The following is a 16,985-nucleotide window of genomic DNA, read 5'->3' on the forward strand; positions in this document are numbered from 1 at the left end:
TCAGCTCCGTCCGGTGGTCGTGGATCCGGGCTTCGCGAAGTGCTTGTCCGGGTCGGGCGAGGCGTCCCGCAGGGTACGCGTGTACTCGTGCTGCGGGTTGAGGATGACGTCGTCCGCCGGGCCGCGTTCGACGACGCGGCCGTGGTTCAGCACCATGATCTCGTCGCTGAAGTGGCGGGCGGTCGCGAGGTCGTGGGTGATGTACAGGACGCCGAGGTTGGACTCGCGCTGCAGATCGGCGAGCAGGTTGAGCACCCCGAGTCGGATCGATACGTCGAGCATCGAGACGGGTTCGTCGGCGATGAGGAGCGACGGGCGCGATGCGAGGGCGCGGGCGATGGCGACGCGCTGACGCTGTCCGCCGGAGAGCTCGTGGGGGCGGCGGTCGAGCGATTCGTCCGGATCGAGGCGGACGCGCTCCAGGAGGCGACGCACCTCGTCCTCGACCTCGGCGGACGGCACGACGTTGTCGAGTCGCAGTGGCCGCTCGATGTGGTACCGGATGGTGTGGGCCGGGTTGAGCGAGGCGAAGGGGTCCTGGAAGACCATGCGCACCTGCTGACGGTAGCGGCGGAGGGCGCGGCCTCGGCGCGGGATCGGCTTGCCGGCGAGCAGGATCTGCCCGGACGTCGCGCGTTCCAACTGCGTGAGGATCTTCGCGATCGTGGACTTGCCACTCCCGCTCTGCCCGACGAGGGCGATGGTCTGTCCGGACGTCACGGTGAAGCTCACGTCGTCGAGGGCGAGCAGTTCGCCGGCCCCGCGCACGCGGTACTTCTTGGTGACGTTCTTGAACTCGAGCGATGTCACGAGTGATCGGCTCCTGCCTTGGTGGGGGCTGCATCGCCCTGTGAGCCGCGCACGAACTCGCCGCGTTCGCCCGTGAGGCTGGGGAACGACGACAACAGGCGCTTCGTGTAGTCGTGCTGGGCGTTCGTGTAGATGTTCTCCGCCGTGTCGAGCTCGACGATCCGACCCTCGCGCATGACGGCGATGCGGTCGGAGATCTCGAGGAGCAGCGGGAGGTCGTGGGTGATGAAGACGACGGAGAAGCCGAAGGTCTTCCGCAGCTCGGAGATCTGCTGGAGGATGTCGCGCTGCACGAGGACGTCGAGCGCGGTGGTCGGCTCGTCCATGATCATGAGCTGCGGTTTGAGCGCGAGCGCCATCGCGATCATGACGCGCTGGCGCATGCCGCCGGAGAGTTCGTGGGGGTAGGAGCGCAGTCGGTCGCGACCCACGCCGACGATCTCGAGGAGGTCGCCTGACTCCTTCGTGCGCTCGGCGCGGGAGAGCTCGGGGCGGTGCGTGGAGAACACGTCGCCGAGCTGCTTGCCGATGTTGATCACCGGGTTGAGCGCGTTCATCGCGCCCTGGAACACCATGGAGACCTTGTCCCAGCGGAAGGCGCGCATCGCGTGCTCGTCGAGGGCGTTGATGTCGATGTCGGTGCCGTCGGCGTCGTGGAAGATCGCCGAACCGCTCGTGATGATGGCCGGCGGTTTGAGGAGACGCTGCAGGCCGTAGGCGAGCGTGGTCTTCCCGCAGCCGGATTCGCCGGCGAGGCCGAGGATCTCGCCTCGTTGGAGGGTGAGCGAGACGTTCCGGACGGCTTCGACCGGCCGGTCGACGTCGTACACGACGCTGAAGTCGGAGACTGTCAGCAGGGCGTCGTTGGTCACTGCGTGTACCTGCATTCTGTGAGGCAGAGGGGATCTGGACACTGGGATGGGTCGAAGGCGGCCTGCGCGGCCCTCGACCCATCCGGTGATGGTGCTAGCGAACCGTGACTACTTGACGGCCTTCAGCTTCGTGAGGATCTCGACAGCGGTCGGCTGAGTCGGGTCGGCGGGGACGTACGGGTCCTTCTCGCCGGGCCAACCGGTGTAGTTGCGGGTGTTGTACGAACCGATGAACGGACGCGTGCCGACACCGATGGCGGGCACCTCGTCGACGAAGATCTTCTGGACCTCGTCGAGTGCCGTCTTGCGGGTGTCGTCATCGGTCGCGTTGGCGTACTGCTGCAGTGCCGCGGTCGCCTCCGGGCTGTCGAAGCGACCGAAGTTGAAGTCGGCCGCCTCGCCGATCGGCTTCAGCCAACGGCCGTCCATGATGTCGCTGTACAGGTCGTAGGGCGTCGCGCCGGTGTCGGTCCAGTGCAGGATCGCCTGGAAGTCGCCGTTGCCCTTGTTCGCCCACCAGGTGTCCGAGTCGGGGGTGTCGACCGCCGCGTCGACGCCGAGCGCCTTGACGGAGTCAGAGATCAGGCTGATGCCCGTGACGTAGTCGTTCCAGCCCTGCGGCACGGCGAGCTTGAAGGTGACCTTCTCACCGGAGGGGTCGACGAGGGCGTCGCCGCTCCAGGTGTAGCCGGCTTCGGTGAGGATCTTCTTGGCGCCTGCCACGTCGACCTTGTAGTCCTTGCCCGAGAACTCGGACGCGATGTACGGGTCGCCGACCGGGGTGGGGAGGCCGGTCACCGAGGTGAGCTCGGGGACGCCGCCCTCACGGGCGATCGACTGGTGCTTGCTGCGGTCGACGACGAGGTTGACGGCCTTGCGGAACGCGGGGTCGTTGAAGGGCTTCTCGGTCGTGTTGACGAACAGGGCGTCGATGCCGAGGCCGGCAGCGGCCCAGTAGACGTTGTGCTCGGGGTCCTTGTCCAGGAACGCGGACTTCACGTTCGGGATGAAGGCCTGCGCCCAGTCGGCGTCGCCGTTGGCGAGGGCCGTGGTGAGGGCCGTGTTGTCGTTGTACGACACGTAGTAGAGCGTCGGGACGGCGAGCTTGCCGCCCCAGTAGTCGTCGCGTGCGGTGAGCTCGACGCTCTGCGTGCTGAACGAGGTGAGCGTGTACGGGCCGGTGCCGACGGGCTTCAGGTTGGGGTCCGTCGCAGGGTCCTTGACGTCCTTCCAGATGTGCTCGGGAACGATCTGCTTGTGCAGCACCTTGTCCTGCTTGACGTACATCGAGTTCTCGAACGCGAGCGTGACGACGTTGTCCTCACGGGTGACGCTCGTGAGGCCGAGTGCCGCGGTGTCGAGTTCCGGGTTCGACTTGAAGAGGTTGAACGTGTACTCGATGTCGCCTGCGGTGAAGTCTTCGCCGTCGTTCCACTTCACGCCGTCGCGGGCTTCGAGCTGCACGGACTTGTAGTCGTCGGCCCAGGTGATCTTCGAGGCGAGCCACGGCTTCGGATCACCCGACGGGTCGATCAGGTTCACGATCGCGAGGGGCTCGAGGATCGAGTTGATGTAGCCGAGCTTCAGGCCCGAGGAGTCACCGACCCAGGGGTTGTTGGACTCGGTGGCGATCGCGCCGTCCGGCTTCGCGATCGTGAGCGCGGCGCCGTCCTTCGACGCACCGCCTGAGTTGCCGCCGGCCGAGCAGCCGGTGAGCACGAGAGCGGCCGCGAGACCGACAGCTACCAACGAGGATTTGAGCCTCATCACATCTCCTTTGATGGGTGACGACACGACCGGGTCGTGGCGCGGTTATCTGGTGACGCCACGGCGTTGCCGTGACGCAGAACACACTGCGGTGCGGGATTCCGGGAGGAGACCCGCGGTGATCCGAGCGTTCACCCACGTAGGCGACGACGCGCAGAGGGCCGGTTGTTTCGAGTGGGCGGCTGCTGCAGCCGCACACTCAAGGACCTCGTTGTCACCGCAACACCTGTGGGCTGGGCCGAACGAAAAAAAGATTACCTGCTTGTAAGTAACTATGCAACAGGAGGATGATGGAGCCAGACGGACAGGCCGCCAGAGCGGGTTCAGACCTATAATCAACACCGCTAGCGGGTCGGCCGCGCCCCCACGAAGGGACTGCCCGCAGCACGCCCTGGAGGGCACACCAGCACGAGAGAGATGCGACGACGCAATGACCTTCACGAAGCGCCAACCCCGGTCGCGCCCGGAGACGTTGCTCAAGAGGACCGAGATCCTCAAGGCGGCGGCGGACACGTTCGGCAGCAAGGGCTACGCCAACGGCACGCTCGCCGAGATCGCCGAACAGGTGAACATGACCCACGCCGGGGTCCTGCACCACTTCCACTCCAAGGATCAACTGCTCCTCGAAGTGCTCAGGTACCGTGACGCGAGCGATGTCGAGAACCTCGACAACAAGCACATCCCCGACGGCATCGACCTCTTCCGCCACCTCGTCCGCACCGCGTTCGCGAACGCTCAGCGTGCCGGCATCGTGCAGGCGTACGTCGTCCTCTCGAGCGAGTCGGTCACCGATGACCACCCCGCCCGCGAGTTCTTCGAGTCACGCTATCGAACGCTGCGCGCCGAGGTCGTCCACGCGTTCGAGGTCATGTGCGCCGAGCGCGGCATCACTGCTCCCGACACGATCCGGCACGCTTCCGTCAGCATCCTGGCGGTCATGGACGGTCTGCAGGTGCAGTGGTTGCTGACCCCGGACGACGTCGATCTGGCGCACGCGAGCGAGTTCGCGATCGAGGCGATCGTGCGTGCCGTCGTCGAGCCGCGTCCCACGAGCATCCTCGCCGCCGACTAGCCCGTCTCCCTTCGCCCTCCCGCCCCACCGCCCCAGCTCGCCTGCCGAGGTGAGGCTTCCGGTTGTCCAGGGGCCCCGAAAACGACCGGAAGCCTCACCTCGGCGGATTCGCGACAGCACGCTCGAGGTCGTCGAAGTGGTCGCGGAGGAGCGCCGCGACATCGATCAGTTCGGGCTCGTACAGCCACTGGTACTGCAGGCCGTCCCACAGGGCGACGAGCCAGTCCGCCTCCTCGCGCGGATCACGATCAGCCGGCACCCTGCCCTCCGCGATGAGCCGAGTGAAGACCTCGGTGAACGCCGCCCGGACATGCGCGAATCGCGCCCTGAAGAACTCGTGGGCGGGATGCTCGGGCGCGATGGCCTCGCACGACAGCACGGAGTAGATCGCGATGAGCCCGGGGTCGTCCGCGGAACTGCTCCCCGCCTGCGCCACGAGCATGTCGACATCGCCTCCCGCAGCCGATGCGAGCTCCTGCGGACTCCGCGCAGACACCCGATCGTCGCGTCGCTGGAGCACCGCGATCAGCAGCTCCTCCTTGCTCGAGACGTGATGCAGGAGCGTCGATTTCGCGATGCCGACAGCGCTCGCGATGTCCTGCAGGCTCGTGTCGTGGAATCCGTGTCGGGAGAAGAGCGTCGTCGCGTCGGCGATGATCCGTTCGCGACGTTCACGGCCGGGCGCATAGCCGCGTGGTTCGGCTTCGGCTTCGGCTTCGGCGTCGGCGTCGGTTCCGGGTCCGCCGGCCGGGAGCACTGACGTTCCCGATGCGGTCGAGGGCGCCCCCTCGACAGTCGACGCAGCAGCCGACACAACCGTCAGCGCCGGTGCGTCATCGTCATATATGAAGGCGATGCGCCTCGCGAGACGATTCGGCAGATCGATGTCGTCCGCGTAGAGCGACATCAGTTGCAGTCCGTCCCAGCCGGCGACGAGCCGGACGGCGTCGCTCCACGGATCGGGCTGGTCGCGGAAGTCCACGAGCGGCATCCGTCTGGCGAAGCGGTAGTGCTCCCGCATCGCGTCGTGGGCGGGATGGTGCGTGCTCGTCGCTTCCCCGACGAGGGCCGCGTATAGCTCCACATATCCAGGGATCTCAGCGTTCCGTCGGGCGAGCTCCACCGGCCCGGACGGAAGGCCCTGCCTGGCGCGTTCGTCCATCCACTCGAGGTTCGCGTGTTCGAAGCGTTCGACGAGCGAGCCGAGGATGTCCTCCGTGCCGGCGAAGTAGCGTCGCATGCCCTGGTGGGTGAGGCCCGCGGCGGCGGCGATGTCGCGGAGCGAGGTCGCCCGGTAGCCGACGGTGCGGAAGAGCTCGAGCGAGACGTCGAGGATCTGTTCCCGGCGCCTCGCGCCTTTCGCGTGCTTCTTCGGCGTTGGTGCGAGCGTGTTCTGCATGCCGCCTCCCACGGGACAGCTTAACGACCGACGACCCCCGAGGAAAAAGTTACCATTCGGTCGAGATTGAGTTATGCTCGCCTCGACGACGACGTCCGGACCCTCCGCCGCTCGCTCGTCGCTTCCTCGAAAGGACGAGACATGACAGAGCTGTCACCGGCCGCCTCGGCTGCCATCGTCGGCACGACCGGGATCAGAGTCCCGGGAACGGCCCCCACCGGCAGGGAGCCTCGGGGCTTCACGGCCGCCCTCGCAGGCGCCAACTTCGGCGTCTACATCGCGCTGCTCACACCCGTGATGGTGTCGATGGCGTTCAAACTGCAGCACATCACCTCGACGCCGGAAGCCGCGACGGGCGGGCTGGGACTCGTGCTCGGCGTCGGAGCCCTCTTCGCGCTCATCGCGAACCCCCTCGTCGGGCGGCTCTCCGATCGCACGACCTCACGCTTCGGCATGCGCCGCCCGTGGATCCTCGGCGGCGCGATCGTCGGCGTCCTCGCCCTCGCGCTCATCGGCGTCGCCACGAGCGTGTGGATCGTGCTCGTCGGCTGGTGCCTCGCCCAGGCCGCCCTCAACGGCGTGCTCGCCGCCGCGAATGCGACCCTCCCCGACCAGGTCATCCCGGAGCGTCGCGGCAAGGTGTCCGGCCTCGTCGGCATCACGACACCGCTCGGCATCCTCGGCGGGAGCTTCCTCGTCAACTTCATCGGCGACGACTTCGCCCGCTTCGTGGTCCCAGGGGTGCTCGCCCTGCTCTTCGCCGTCGTCTTCGTGCTCCTCCTCCGCGACCGCCGTCTCGAGACGAAGCCCGCGAAGCGGTTCACGATCGGTCAGTTCTTCGGCTCCTTCGTCTTCAACCCCGTCAAGCACCCCGATTTCGGCTGGACCTGGCTCACCAAGTTCTTCGTCATGTTCGGGTACGCGGGCATCGCCACGTTCCTGCCGTTCTACCTGACCGAACGATTCCAGCTCGGCGAGCAGGACGCGATCGGAACCATCCTCATCGCGAACGTCGCGTCGATGGCGATGATGATGGTGTCGAGTCCGCTCGGCGGTTGGCTGTCCGACCGCATCGGCAAGCGCCGCCCCTTCGTCGCCGCCGCCGGACTCATCATGGTCGTCGGTCTCGTGCTCCTCGCGTTCGCACCGTCGATCGCGATCCTCATCGTCGCGCAGGGCATCATCGGTTTCGGCGCGGGCGCCTTCTTCTCCGTCGACCTCGCACTCGCGACCCAGGTCCTCCCGAACCCGGACGACGTCGCCAAGGACCTCGGCGTGCTCAACATCGCGAACGCCCTGCCGCAGTCGATCGCACCCGCCATCGCCCCGGCCATCATCGCGTTCGGTGCGTCTACGGCCCTCGGCGGCTACACCACCTGGTACCTGTTCGGAGCGCTCATCTCGCTCCTCGGCGCCCTGCTCGTCTACTGCATCAAGGGAGTGAAGTGACCATGACCGACACCGACATCACCACTGGCACCGACGTCACCACTGGCACCGAGAACACCGCCGCCGTCGAACGCACCTGGCTCGATGCCACGAAACCCGTCACGGAACGCGTCGAGCTCCTCCTCTCGGAGATGACGCTCGAGGAGAAGGCCGGGCTGTTCTTCCAGAGCATGATCACGATCGGTGAGGACGGCGGGCTCGCAGAGGCGAACGACGCGTTCGGCCTCCCCTCGACGCAGGACGTCGTCATCGACCGGTTGATGTCGCACTTCAACGTCTTCGGCGGTGCGCCGACGGGGCGGGCGTTCGCCGAGTGGCACAACCGCCTGCAGGAACTCGCCGCGTCCACCCGGCTCGGCATCCCTGTCACACTGTCGACCGATCCGCGTCACTCCTACAGTGACAATCCGCTCGCCGCGATCAACTCCGGTGCGTTCTCGAGCTGGCCGGAGCCGCTCGGCCTGGCCGCGATCGGTGATGCCGCTCTCGTCGAGGAGTTCGGCGACATCGCCCGTCAGGAGTACACGGCCGTCGGCATCCGGGTGGCCCTCCACCCGCAGATCGACCTCGCGACCGAGTCGCGATGGGCTCGTCAGCTCGCGACGTTCGGGGAGGACGTCGAGCTCACGAGCGCGCTCGGGGCCGCCTACATCCGTGGCTTCCAAGGCCGTGAGCTCGGCCCGGATTCGGTTGCGACGATGACGAAGCACTTCCCCGGGGGCGGCCCGCAGCTGGACGGTGAAGACCCGCACTTCGCCTACGGTCGCGAGCAGGTCTACCCGGGCGGCGAGTTCGAGCTGCACCTCAAGCCGTTCGAGGCCGCGTTCGAGGCCGGTACCAGCCAGATCATGCCGTACTACGGGATGCCGGTCGGCACCGAGTTCGAGGAGGTCGGCTTCGGCTTCAACAAGTCCGTCATCACGGGGCTCCTCCGCACCAGGTTCGGCTTCGACGGCATCGTCTGCACCGACTGGGGCCTCATCACCGACGGCGAGATCATGGGCCAGCCGTTCCCTGCTCGCGCGTGGGGCGTCGAGCACCTGAGCCCGGCGGAGCGAATGACGAAGGTCATCGATGCCGGGGCGGACCAGTTCGGTGGCGAGAACCGACCGGACATGCTCATCGACCTCGTCCGGTCGGGTGCGATCGAGGAGTCCCGCCTCGACGAATCCGCTCGTCGCCTCCTACGGGAGAAGTTCGTGCTCGGTCTCTTCGACCGGCCGTTCGTCGATGCCGATCGGGCCGCGGAGATCGTCGGGAACGAGCGGTTCGTCGCAGCGGGCGAGGCGGCGCAACGCGCATCGATCGCCGTCATCACGAACCGCGACGTCGCCGGCGCACCCGCTGTGCCGTTCCAGCGGGGACTGCGGATCTGGGCAGAGGGCGTCGACGCCGCGATCGTGGCCGAGTACGGCACCGTCGCGACCTCCCCGGACGATGCCGACATCGCCGTGCTCCGTCTGCAGGCGCCGTACGAGGAACGTGGGACGACGTTCGAGAACTTCTTCCACGCGGGTTCCCTCGACTTCTCGCCGGACACGGTCGCCCACGTTGGCGATGTCGCTGCACGGGTCCCGACGATCGTCGACGTCTTCCTCGACCGTCCGGCCATCCTCACCCCGATCGTCGACTCGGTCGCGGCGATCGTCGGCAACTGGGGGTCCAACCCTCGTGCGCTCTTCGACGTCCTGACGGGTGCAGCCGAGCCGAAGGGCGCGCTCCCGTTCGACCTCCCGCGCGGCATAGACGAGGTGCGGGCGTCCCGTCCCGATGTGCCGTTCGACACGGCGGACCCGCTCTTCCGTTTCGGTCACGGCCTCCGTCTCTAACCCCGCCTGCCCGCCCCACACCACCCGCCGAGGTGAGGCTTCCGGTTGTTCAGCGGCCCTGAAAACAACCGGAAGCCTCACCTCGGCGGCTCAGCGCGGGTCGCCCTCGTCGAGACGCGCCAGGCGGGCGTTGTAGGCCGTGAGCTCGGCCTCACCATCTCGATCCGCCCGACGGTCGTAGCGTTTCGCCGCACGCTCATCGCTCCGCACCCACTGCGCAACGACGATGAGCGCGACGAGGACGGTCGGGATCTCCCCCGCACTCCACGCGATCCCGCCGCCGACACCCTGATCGGCGAGCAGTTCGGCCGCACTCGCGCCGCCGAGAGCCGTCCACCAGGTCTCGGCGAGGACGGTCGCGCTCGACATGATCGCAAGCCCGAAGAAGGCGTGGAACGCGAGCGTGGAGAGGAGCAGCAGCAACCGGAGCACATGGCCGGGCCGTTCAGGACCCGGGTCGATGCCGATGAGCACCCAGAAGAAGAGGTATCCGGTCGCCAGGAAGTGGACGGTCATCAGGATGTGTCCCTGGTGCGCGAACATCGCCCACTCGAACCAGCCCGTGTAGTAGAAGACGATGAGGCTTCCGGCGAAGAGCACTCCGGCGACCGCCGGCATCGACAGCACGCGCAGGTACCGGGAGTGCACCACGGCGAGGATCCACTCGCGGAGGCCTCGTCCGCCATCGGTCCGAACGGGGAGCGTGCGGAGGGCGAGGAGCACCGGGCCGCCGAGCACGAGGAGCGGCGGGACGACCATCATGAGCATCATGTGCTGCAGCATGTGCGTGCTGAAGTGCACCTGGCCGTAGACCGCGGGTCCACCGCTCGTCGCGAAGAGGAGGGCCGCGCAGCCCGCGACCCACGCGACGACGCGACCGATCGGCCACGCGTCACCCCGTCTCCGGAGTCGGACGACGGCCCACACGTACCAGGCCGCTCCGACGACCGCGAGACCGGCCCACATCCAGTCGACGTGCCATTGCGTGAACATCCGCAGCGGCGTCACGTCCGGCGGGTACGCGAACCCGAGGAGTCTGCGTCGCACATCGTCGGCCACCGGTTCCTGTGAGACGGGCGGTTGGCTGCGTGACAGGGCGACCGAGACGCCGATCGTGATCGCCATGACGACGACCTCGCCGACCGCCAGTCGCACGAAGGCGCCGCGGTCCCCCGGCGCCGCCTGCAGACGAGGGATCAGCCTCCGCCGATGCCAGACGCCCGCGAGGCCGAGGGCGACGAGCGCAGCCGTCTTCACGAGCAGGAGGGCGCCGTACGGCGTGAGGAGGTCGGCCGGTCCGGCGAGACGCAAGGACGCGTTGACCACACCCGAGAACGCGACGGCGCCGAACGCCCATCCGGCGAGCACGGAGTACCGCGCGACCACTGCACCGATCTCGGTCCCGACCTTGCGGCGCAGGAGGATCACGGCGACGAGTCCGCCCACCCACGCCGTCACGCCGATGAGGTGGATCGCGAGGCTGTTGACCGCGTTGCCGTGCTCGTCGGACCCGGCCGCGTGACCGGAGAGCGACAGCGGGAGGAGGGCGAACACGGCGATGGCCGTCGCCGTGGCGATCCACGCGAGTCGCCTGGCGAGGAGCAGGATGCAGAGCACGAGCAGGGCGCACCCGGTCGAGAGCACGAGCGTCTGGCCGAGCTCGAGCTGCGTCGCGTAGAAGAGGAACGTCTTCCCGAACGTGGGCGATGAGATCGGGAGGCCGATGGAGTTCGCTGCGGTGAAGACGAGCACCGCGACTCCGGCCGCGACCCACACGGAGGCCCCCCATGCCGCCCAACGGACCGCGCGGGCCTGCGAGAACGACACCATGCCTGGAACGATCTTCTGGCCGGGCAGGAGGAATGTCGCGGCGATGAGCAGGCCGATCGTGATCGATGCGGCCGTGTCGTGGACGATGCGGGCGATGGGCAGGCCGCGCGTCACGAGGTCGCCGGGGTCGGACAGGGCGGTGCCGGTCCGGAGCGCTCCCGTGGCGTCGAGGGCGAAGAGGGCCACGATGATCGCGACGGGGATCGAGGCGAGCATCACGAGTTCCGGCGCGCGCATCGGCACCACGAACGGCGATGGCGGGACGGTGAGGTCGTCGAGCTCTGACGATGACTGCGCGGGGGTTCCAGCGCGAGTTCCAGCGGGGGTTCTGGGCGAGGCTTCAGGCGGTACGGGTGTTTCGGCCACGGCGGTGGCTCCTTTCCAGCGGCGCGCTCCATGAGGAGGGCGCCGCAGCACACGGATGGGACGCGCTGCAGGGCCGTCAGTGGGCACGCGTGCAGCATCGACCGGACGGATCCGTCACGGAGTGTGCTGGGATCGTCCCGGTCGTGTCGGGAATCAGATGCCGGAGTGCGCCGGTGGTCCGCGAAGGACGGAGGTGCTCGGATACACGCCGAGCGGATGGAGGACGACTGCGTCGAAACCGTCCACGCGCGCTCGGCGGCCGGGCGGGGCGACGAGGTCTGCGAGCACGGCGAGCGCCGCGGGGACGAGCCGCTGCAGTACGAGTTCCTTGACCTCGGCGAGGCGGCCGAGGATCGTCTCGCCACGGTGCAGCGCGGCGATCGTGATGAGGCCGGCGACGACGTGAGCGATCCACATCCAGGGCGCGACGTGGCCGGAGTGGGCGAGGGGCGCGGCCGCCGCGTCGAGCATGACCGGCCCGCCGTGCATCGCGTGTCCGGCCATCGAGGCGCTGCCGCCTGCGCTTCCGCCAGCAGCACCAGTTCCCCCGGCCCCGGCCACTGCCCCGAGCACGAACAGCGTGTGGAACAGCACCTGGCTGATCGCCACGGCGATGCTCAATCGGATGAGCGACAGGCGACGACCGGCCAGCATGACGCACACGAGGGTGGAGAAGACGAGTGGCACGACGATGCCGAGCGAGCCGGGCATCACTCCGCCGCCGGCGATGTGCGACAGCAACGCGACGAAGGTGGAGAGCGTCGCTGCGACCAGTCCCCGCAGGGCGCGGGTCGATCGGGCTGACGACATGTCCTCATTCTCGCAGAGTCTCGAATTCACGCTGTGTTCATGGTGTGGAAGGTGATACGTTCATCTCTCTAGATAAACTAGAAATTAGACAAGCTAAATATCCGAGGGAGATCACCATGGGTCAGATCGTGTACGGTTCCGGCGTCCGAACGATCCCCGTGGACGACGTCACCCTCGCCTATGTGAAGACCATCGCCGTCATGAAGCTCCGTCGGAACGAGGCCTTCACGATCACCCTGCAGACGAGCGCGTCGGCGGGTCCTCTGTCCGTCTGGGTCCACCCCTCGATCGGCCTGCAGTTCCTCTTCGACGAGGACGCCCGTGTCGAGCTCGACCGCACCAAGCTCGAAGCGCTCATGCAGGCGGCGAACCGCACGGGCGATCTCCGCGCAGACCCCATCGAGGAGACGCAGCGCATCACCGAGACGCGCACGACGCGGGCTCCGGCGAAGCGGACGCTCACCGGGTCGAGCCGGACCAGGGCCGTCGCCGCCGCATAGCCCGCATCACGTCCGCGACCGGCCGACGAGCGGACCAGGTCTCGCCGAGTACGCTTGCCCGGCAGACAGACGAATCGAAGGAGGCGCGGAATGTCGATCGATCACACCGACCGCGCGAGCCACGACGCCGCCCGGAACGATGGCGCAACGCAGCGCAACGACCGCTCCGGGTACTGGTACGAGCCGGAGGCAACGGTGTCCGGCGTCGACCTGCTCAACATGCTGCGGCAGTACCACGACGCCGAGGCCGAGATGCGTCGGCAGACGCGCGAGTCGATGGCGATGAACGAGACGGACATGCTCGCGCTCCGCCATCTCCTCAAGGCCCAGCGCACGGGCGGGGTGATCACGCCGAGCATGCTCGCCGGGATGCTGCAGATCTCGACGGCGTCGGTCACCGCGCTCATCGATCGCTTGGAGAAGAGCGGACACGCGCGTCGTGACCCGCATCCCACCGATCGGCGCTCCACCGTCATCACTCCCACGCCCGGCACGGATTCCGAAGTGCGCCGGACCCTCGGTCGGATGCACACGAACATGCTCGCCGTGGTGGAGGGCCTCGATGACCGCGAGATCGCCGCCGTCGGCCGGTTCCTCTCTGGCATGGTCCATGCGGTCGAGGATGCTTCGATCGCCGAGGAGCACGCCGCCGGCACGTCCTGATCAGCGCGCGCCGCCCGTGCTCATCCCCAGATGTTCTTCACGACGTCGCTGATGAACGAGTAGACGCCGAAGAGGAACAGCGGCACGCCGATCACGATCCACACCCACTCTGTCTTCGGCCGGAGACGGCGGCCCTGCTTCGCAACGCCGCGTGGTGGTCGGATGATCCTTCCGGCGGCGACATGCGAGTTCGCGCCGGCGCCGTCGAACACCACCCGGGTGTCCCCGAGCCGCGTGTCTCGCCATCGCCGCCACTGCTCCGTCTTCTGCGCGAGGGCGTCGATGACGGACAGGAGCCACGTCCACGTCTCGGGGTCCAGCGTGGAGAGATCGCGCCGTGAGTAGAGGAAGAGGTGGTCGTCGACGATCTCGACGTCGAGTTCCGCGGCCCGGTCGATGAAGCGCGCCATGACGTCGGGAGTGAAGAGGTAGAGGGCGTCCGCCTCGTAGCCCTCCGGGCAGTAGAGCGTGAAGTGACGGTCGAAGTCGCCTTCGAGCCCGAGCTGCTGGCGTCCGGCGAACTGCACGGGCAGGTTCGAACGACCGAGGGTGTTGTTGCCGCGGGCGTCGAGCACGATGTGCGGGAGATCCATGGGAAGGCGCATCGCCACATAGCCCCAGCGGTGCTGCTCACGATTCTTCCCGCTGCCGGTCGAGTACGCGTAGTTGGCGACCGAGAACGGGACCGTTCCGCGTCGCATCAGCACATCGGTCGCGAGGGCGGGCTCCCCGTATCCGAAGATCATCCCCGTGAGAGGAGGTCGGGTGATCGTCGGCACGTACTCCATCCGGTTCGCGCGGGCGAAGCGGTCGAGGAGGTATTGGCGGCGTCCGCTGCGTCGGCGCAGGTCCCCCACGACGTGCACGGCGAGCAGGATGGTGAGCGCGAGGTACGTGGCGAGCACCATCCCCATGACCACGAGGTCCCCCGCGTCCGGTTCGGTGAACAGTTCCGCGAAGAGGAAGATCCAGGCCCCGCTCGACACGAGGACCACCAGGACGAGGCCTCCCGAGAGGAGCACGCTCCGCAGGGGCGGTACGACGCTCGTCGGGAGTTGGTCGCGGAAGCGTCGCAGTGCGTCCCGATCGATCGGTGCGGTCAACGCGGTCGTGTCGATGCCGTCGATGTCGTCCCGTGAGCGCACTCGACCACCCTAGCCACCCTCCACGCAACACGTGTGGGACATCCGTCACGGCTCTCGACTCGGCGTGCCCGCTCTGGCAGTCTCGGAGATCCCGAAACCCGACCACCCTGAAGCACCACCTGAAGCACCACCCGAAGCAGAAGACGAGTAGACGCACCGCACCACCGATACGGTCAGCGACGACATCCCACGAGGAGCACGGCATGAGCATCTGGCGGACGAAGAGCATCGAGGATTCGATGGCGGACTCGACGGTGGAGGGCCGGAACCTCAAACGCACGCTCGGCACCTGGGACCTCATGATCATGGGCGTCGCGGTCGCGGTCGGCGCCGGCATCTTCTCCGTCGGCGCCAAAGCGGCGGGCAACTACGCGGGCCCGTCGGTCTCGCTCGCATTCGTCCTCGCCGCCGTCACGTGCGCGCTCGCGATCATGTGTTACGCCGAGTTCGCGTCCACGGTTCCCGTCGCGGGATCCGCGTACACCTTCACGTACGCGACGCTCGGGGAACTCCTCGCGTGGATCATCGGCTGGGACCTCATCCTCGAGATGCTCACTGCAGCCGCCGTCATCGCGAAGTACTGGGGCATCTACCTGAGCAGCGTGTTCGAGTTGTGGGGCTGGAACGTCCCGAGCGAACTCGACGTCCTCGGCCTGAAGGTCAGCTGGGGCGCGTTCGTCATCGTCGCGATCTTCACCGTCCTGCTCGTCCTCGGGACGAAGCTGTCGTCGCGCGTGGCGAGCGTGTTCACGATCATCAAGGTCGCCATCGTGATCTTCGTGATCGTCGTCGGAGCGTTCTTCGTGAAGGCCGCGAACTACTCGCCGTTCATCCCGGCGGAGGTGCCGACGAAGGGCGGTGCCTCCGACACCTGGTCGCAGTCCCTCTTCTCCTTCATGACCGGTGCCGCGCCCGCCCAGTACGGCGTCTTCGGGCTCCTCGCCGGCGCATCGCTCGTGTTCTTCGCGTTCATCGGATTCGATGTCGTCGCGACGAGTGCTGAAGAGGTCAAGAACCCGCAGCGGAACCTGCCCCGCGGCATCTTCGGCGGTCTCGCGATCGTCACCGTCCTCTACGTCGGCGTCAGCCTCGTCCTCACGGGCATGGTCCCGTACACGACGCTCGCGAAGGCGGAGGACCCCTCGCTCGCGACCGCGTTCATCGCCGTCGGTGCCGACTGGGCAGCTCAGATCATCTCGATCGGCATCCTCGCCGGGCTGACCACGGTCATCATGGTCCTCCTGCTCGGTCTCGCCCGCGTCCTGTTCGCGATGAGTCGCGACGGCCTCCTGCCGCGTTCGCTCAGCAAGACGAGCGAGAAGCGCAAGACGCCCGTGCGCATCCAGATCATCGTCGGGGCGCTCGTCGCCCTCATCGCCGGCCTCACCGACGTCGGCATCCTCGAGGAGATGATCAACATCGGGACGCTGTCGGCGTTCGTGCTGGTCAGCATCGCCGTGATCGTGCTCCGCAGGAAGTACCCGGATCTGCCGCGTGCGTTCCGTGTCCCGTGGTCGCCGGTGATCCCGATCCTCTCGGCCGTGCTGTGCGTGTGGCTCATGCTCAACCTCACGACGCTCACCTGGGTCCGGTTCCTCGTCTGGCTCGCCCTCGGCTTCATCATCTACTTCAGCTACAGCCGTCGGCATTCGATCGTCGGCAAGAAGGAGCGCGGGGAGCTCATCGAGAGCTGAGTCGACCGGCGGAGCGATGATCCATCGGCTCACCGAAGGTGTTCAGGACCGGTCGCCCTGCGCGCGGTAGTCTGAAGTTCCGGTCCTCATGCGGGGAGGTCGAGATGTTCTTCTGGCGTCGCTCAGCGAAGCGTGCGGCTCTCGCCGAGCCCAGCGCCGTCGAGGACGATCCCTACGCCGCCTATCAGCGCTGGGTCGAGGCCGGTCGGCCGTCCCGCGACCACGGCGAGTGGCCGTGGGATCTCGGCAAGGCGACCGCGCGACCGTTCGACGACGGCACCGACGAGTAACCCGCGCGCCCCATCACTGATGGCCGAGGTGAGGCTTCCGGTCGTTCACGGGCGCTCGGAACCACCGGAAGCCTCACCTCGACGGCACGCGCCCTAGGATGGTCGGACGCGCGGAACGACGAACGTTCTCGACGGCGATGGGGGTCGACCGATGGCAGACGTGTTCGCAGAACTCGAGCGGATCGAGACCGATGACACGGCATCGCAACCGTCCTCCGGTGTGAGTCGCGGCTGGAAGATCGCCATCGTCGCGGCGGTTCTGGCAGCGGGCGCCGCGGCCGTGCTCGCGATCGTCGCGACGGTCGGTCCAGCGCTCACCGAAGCGGAGAACGCCGTCGAGGAGCGGGCGATGCAGCGGTGCATCACCGAGCTCACGGAAGGGAACCGCCTGTCGAGCCCGTCATCGGCCGAGGAGACCGAGGCCCGCTGCACGATGCTCGCGGAGGACGGAAGTCTCGTCGCGCGATTCGGAGACTGACCGGCCCGGAT

General features: G+C 67.6%; 15 protein-coding genes. 8 read left to right on the top strand and 7 right to left on the bottom strand.

Annotation, left to right across the window (positions count from 1 at the left end):
- The 3 genes from ACQ3HB_RS14435 to ACQ3HB_RS14445 all read right to left on the bottom strand — a co-directional run bounded on the left by ACQ3HB_RS14435 (position 1) and on the right by ACQ3HB_RS14445 (position 3,449).
- On the bottom strand, positions 1-810 hold the full coding sequence (locus tag ACQ3HB_RS14435; RefSeq protein WP_430920796.1) for an ABC transporter ATP-binding protein: 810 nt from the start codon (positions 808-810) through the stop codon (positions 1-3).
- Positions 807-1,697 (bottom strand): ABC transporter ATP-binding protein, encoded by an 891-nt coding sequence (locus ACQ3HB_RS14440; protein ID WP_430920797.1) that lies wholly within the window; start codon positions 1,695-1,697, stop codon positions 807-809. The genes ACQ3HB_RS14435 and ACQ3HB_RS14440 overlap by 4 nt, the downstream gene beginning before the upstream one ends.
- A gap of 93 nt (positions 1,698-1,790) precedes the next feature.
- Entirely contained in the window at positions 1,791-3,449 is a 1,659-nt protein-coding gene (locus ACQ3HB_RS14445; protein ID WP_430920799.1) for an ABC transporter substrate-binding protein, read from the bottom strand.
- 430 nt (positions 3,450-3,879) lie between these two features.
- Between ACQ3HB_RS14445 and ACQ3HB_RS14450 the strand changes: the two genes are divergently transcribed.
- Positions 3,880-4,521: a TetR/AcrR family transcriptional regulator gene (locus ACQ3HB_RS14450; RefSeq protein WP_430920800.1), complete on the top strand. Its 642-nt coding sequence runs from the start codon at positions 3,880-3,882 to the stop codon at positions 4,519-4,521.
- A 94-nt stretch (positions 4,522-4,615) separates the two neighbouring features.
- Here the strand turns inward: ACQ3HB_RS14450 and ACQ3HB_RS14455 are convergent, their stop codons facing one another.
- On the bottom strand, positions 4,616-5,920 hold the full coding sequence (locus ACQ3HB_RS14455) for a TetR/AcrR family transcriptional regulator (protein WP_430920802.1): 1,305 nt from the start codon (positions 5,918-5,920) through the stop codon (positions 4,616-4,618).
- A 141-nt stretch (positions 5,921-6,061) separates the two neighbouring features.
- Between ACQ3HB_RS14455 and ACQ3HB_RS14460 the strand changes: the two genes are divergently transcribed.
- Positions 6,062-7,369 carry an MFS transporter gene (locus tag ACQ3HB_RS14460; protein ID WP_430920803.1) on the top strand — a complete coding sequence of 436 codons (1,308 nt, stop codon included), beginning with the start codon at positions 6,062-6,064 and terminating at the stop codon, positions 7,367-7,369.
- A 2-nt stretch (positions 7,370-7,371) separates the two neighbouring features.
- Complete coding sequence (locus tag ACQ3HB_RS14465; RefSeq protein ID WP_430920805.1) at positions 7,372-9,198, top strand: glycoside hydrolase family 3 protein; 1,827 nt, start codon at positions 7,372-7,374, stop codon at positions 9,196-9,198.
- 90 nt (positions 9,199-9,288) lie between these two features.
- Here ACQ3HB_RS14465 and ACQ3HB_RS14470 read toward each other — a convergent pair whose 3' ends face one another.
- Both ACQ3HB_RS14470 and ACQ3HB_RS14475 read right to left on the bottom strand, forming a co-directional pair.
- Positions 9,289-11,394 carry a bifunctional copper resistance protein CopD/cytochrome c oxidase assembly protein gene (locus ACQ3HB_RS14470; protein ID WP_430920807.1) on the bottom strand — a complete coding sequence of 702 codons (2,106 nt, stop codon included), beginning with the start codon at positions 11,392-11,394 and terminating at the stop codon, positions 9,289-9,291.
- A gap of 153 nt (positions 11,395-11,547) precedes the next feature.
- Entirely contained in the window at positions 11,548-12,204 is a 657-nt protein-coding gene (locus ACQ3HB_RS14475) for a hypothetical protein (protein ID WP_430920809.1), read from the bottom strand.
- A gap of 116 nt (positions 12,205-12,320) precedes the next feature.
- Here ACQ3HB_RS14475 and ACQ3HB_RS14480 point away from each other — a divergent pair, with 116 nt between their 5' ends.
- Complete coding sequence (locus ACQ3HB_RS14480; protein WP_430920811.1) at positions 12,321-12,704, top strand: DUF7882 family protein; 384 nt, start codon at positions 12,321-12,323, stop codon at positions 12,702-12,704.
- A gap of 90 nt (positions 12,705-12,794) precedes the next feature.
- A complete protein-coding gene (locus ACQ3HB_RS14485; RefSeq protein WP_430920813.1) occupies positions 12,795-13,367 on the top strand; it encodes a MarR family winged helix-turn-helix transcriptional regulator in 573 nt (190 codons plus the stop codon).
- A gap of 20 nt (positions 13,368-13,387) precedes the next feature.
- Here the strand turns inward: ACQ3HB_RS14485 and ACQ3HB_RS14490 are convergent, their stop codons facing one another.
- Positions 13,388-14,512 carry a hypothetical protein gene (locus ACQ3HB_RS14490; RefSeq protein WP_430920815.1) on the bottom strand — a complete coding sequence of 375 codons (1,125 nt, stop codon included), beginning with the start codon at positions 14,510-14,512 and terminating at the stop codon, positions 13,388-13,390.
- Positions 14,513-14,715: 203 nt separating this feature from the next.
- Here ACQ3HB_RS14490 and ACQ3HB_RS14495 point away from each other — a divergent pair, with 203 nt between their 5' ends.
- From ACQ3HB_RS14495 to ACQ3HB_RS14505, 3 genes are all read left to right on the top strand, one after another.
- A complete protein-coding gene (locus ACQ3HB_RS14495; protein ID WP_430920817.1) occupies positions 14,716-16,206 on the top strand; it encodes an amino acid permease in 1,491 nt (496 codons plus the stop codon).
- A 104-nt stretch (positions 16,207-16,310) separates the two neighbouring features.
- Positions 16,311-16,496 carry a hypothetical protein gene (locus tag ACQ3HB_RS14500; RefSeq protein ID WP_430920819.1) on the top strand — a complete coding sequence of 62 codons (186 nt, stop codon included), beginning with the start codon at positions 16,311-16,313 and terminating at the stop codon, positions 16,494-16,496.
- Between the two features lie 151 nt (positions 16,497-16,647).
- A complete protein-coding gene (locus tag ACQ3HB_RS14505) occupies positions 16,648-16,974 on the top strand; it encodes a hypothetical protein (RefSeq protein WP_430920821.1) in 327 nt (108 codons plus the stop codon).
- Positions 16,975-16,985 lie beyond the last annotated feature (11 nt).

Source organism: Plantibacter lichenum, assembly GCF_050587525.1.
Classification (GTDB): Bacteria; Actinomycetota; Actinomycetes; order Actinomycetales; family Microbacteriaceae; genus Plantibacter.

Excerpts from the sequence above, each read along its gene's own strand:
- ACQ3HB_RS14440 (WP_430920797.1), bottom strand. The coding sequence starts at position 1,697 with ATGCAGGTACACGCAGTGACCAACGACGCCCTGCTGACAGTCTCCGAC.
- ACQ3HB_RS14445 (WP_430920799.1), bottom strand. The coding sequence starts at position 3,449 with ATGAGGCTCAAATCCTCGTTGGTAGCTGTCGGTCTCGCGGCCGCTCTC.
- ACQ3HB_RS14450 (WP_430920800.1), top strand. The coding sequence starts at position 3,880 with ATGACCTTCACGAAGCGCCAACCCCGGTCGCGCCCGGAGACGTTGCTC.
- ACQ3HB_RS14455 (WP_430920802.1), bottom strand. The coding sequence starts at position 5,920 with ATGCAGAACACGCTCGCACCAACGCCGAAGAAGCACGCGAAAGGCGCG.
- ACQ3HB_RS14460 (WP_430920803.1), top strand. The coding sequence starts at position 6,062 with ATGACAGAGCTGTCACCGGCCGCCTCGGCTGCCATCGTCGGCACGACC.
- ACQ3HB_RS14465 (WP_430920805.1), top strand. The coding sequence starts at position 7,372 with ATGACCGACACCGACATCACCACTGGCACCGACGTCACCACTGGCACC.
- ACQ3HB_RS14475 (WP_430920809.1), bottom strand. The coding sequence starts at position 12,204 with ATGTCGTCAGCCCGATCGACCCGCGCCCTGCGGGGACTGGTCGCAGCG.
- ACQ3HB_RS14480 (WP_430920811.1), top strand. The coding sequence starts at position 12,321 with ATGGGTCAGATCGTGTACGGTTCCGGCGTCCGAACGATCCCCGTGGAC.
- ACQ3HB_RS14485 (WP_430920813.1), top strand. The coding sequence starts at position 12,795 with ATGTCGATCGATCACACCGACCGCGCGAGCCACGACGCCGCCCGGAAC.
- ACQ3HB_RS14495 (WP_430920817.1), top strand. The coding sequence starts at position 14,716 with ATGAGCATCTGGCGGACGAAGAGCATCGAGGATTCGATGGCGGACTCG.
- ACQ3HB_RS14500 (WP_430920819.1), top strand. The coding sequence starts at position 16,311 with ATGTTCTTCTGGCGTCGCTCAGCGAAGCGTGCGGCTCTCGCCGAGCCC.
- ACQ3HB_RS14505 (WP_430920821.1), top strand. The coding sequence starts at position 16,648 with ATGGCAGACGTGTTCGCAGAACTCGAGCGGATCGAGACCGATGACACG.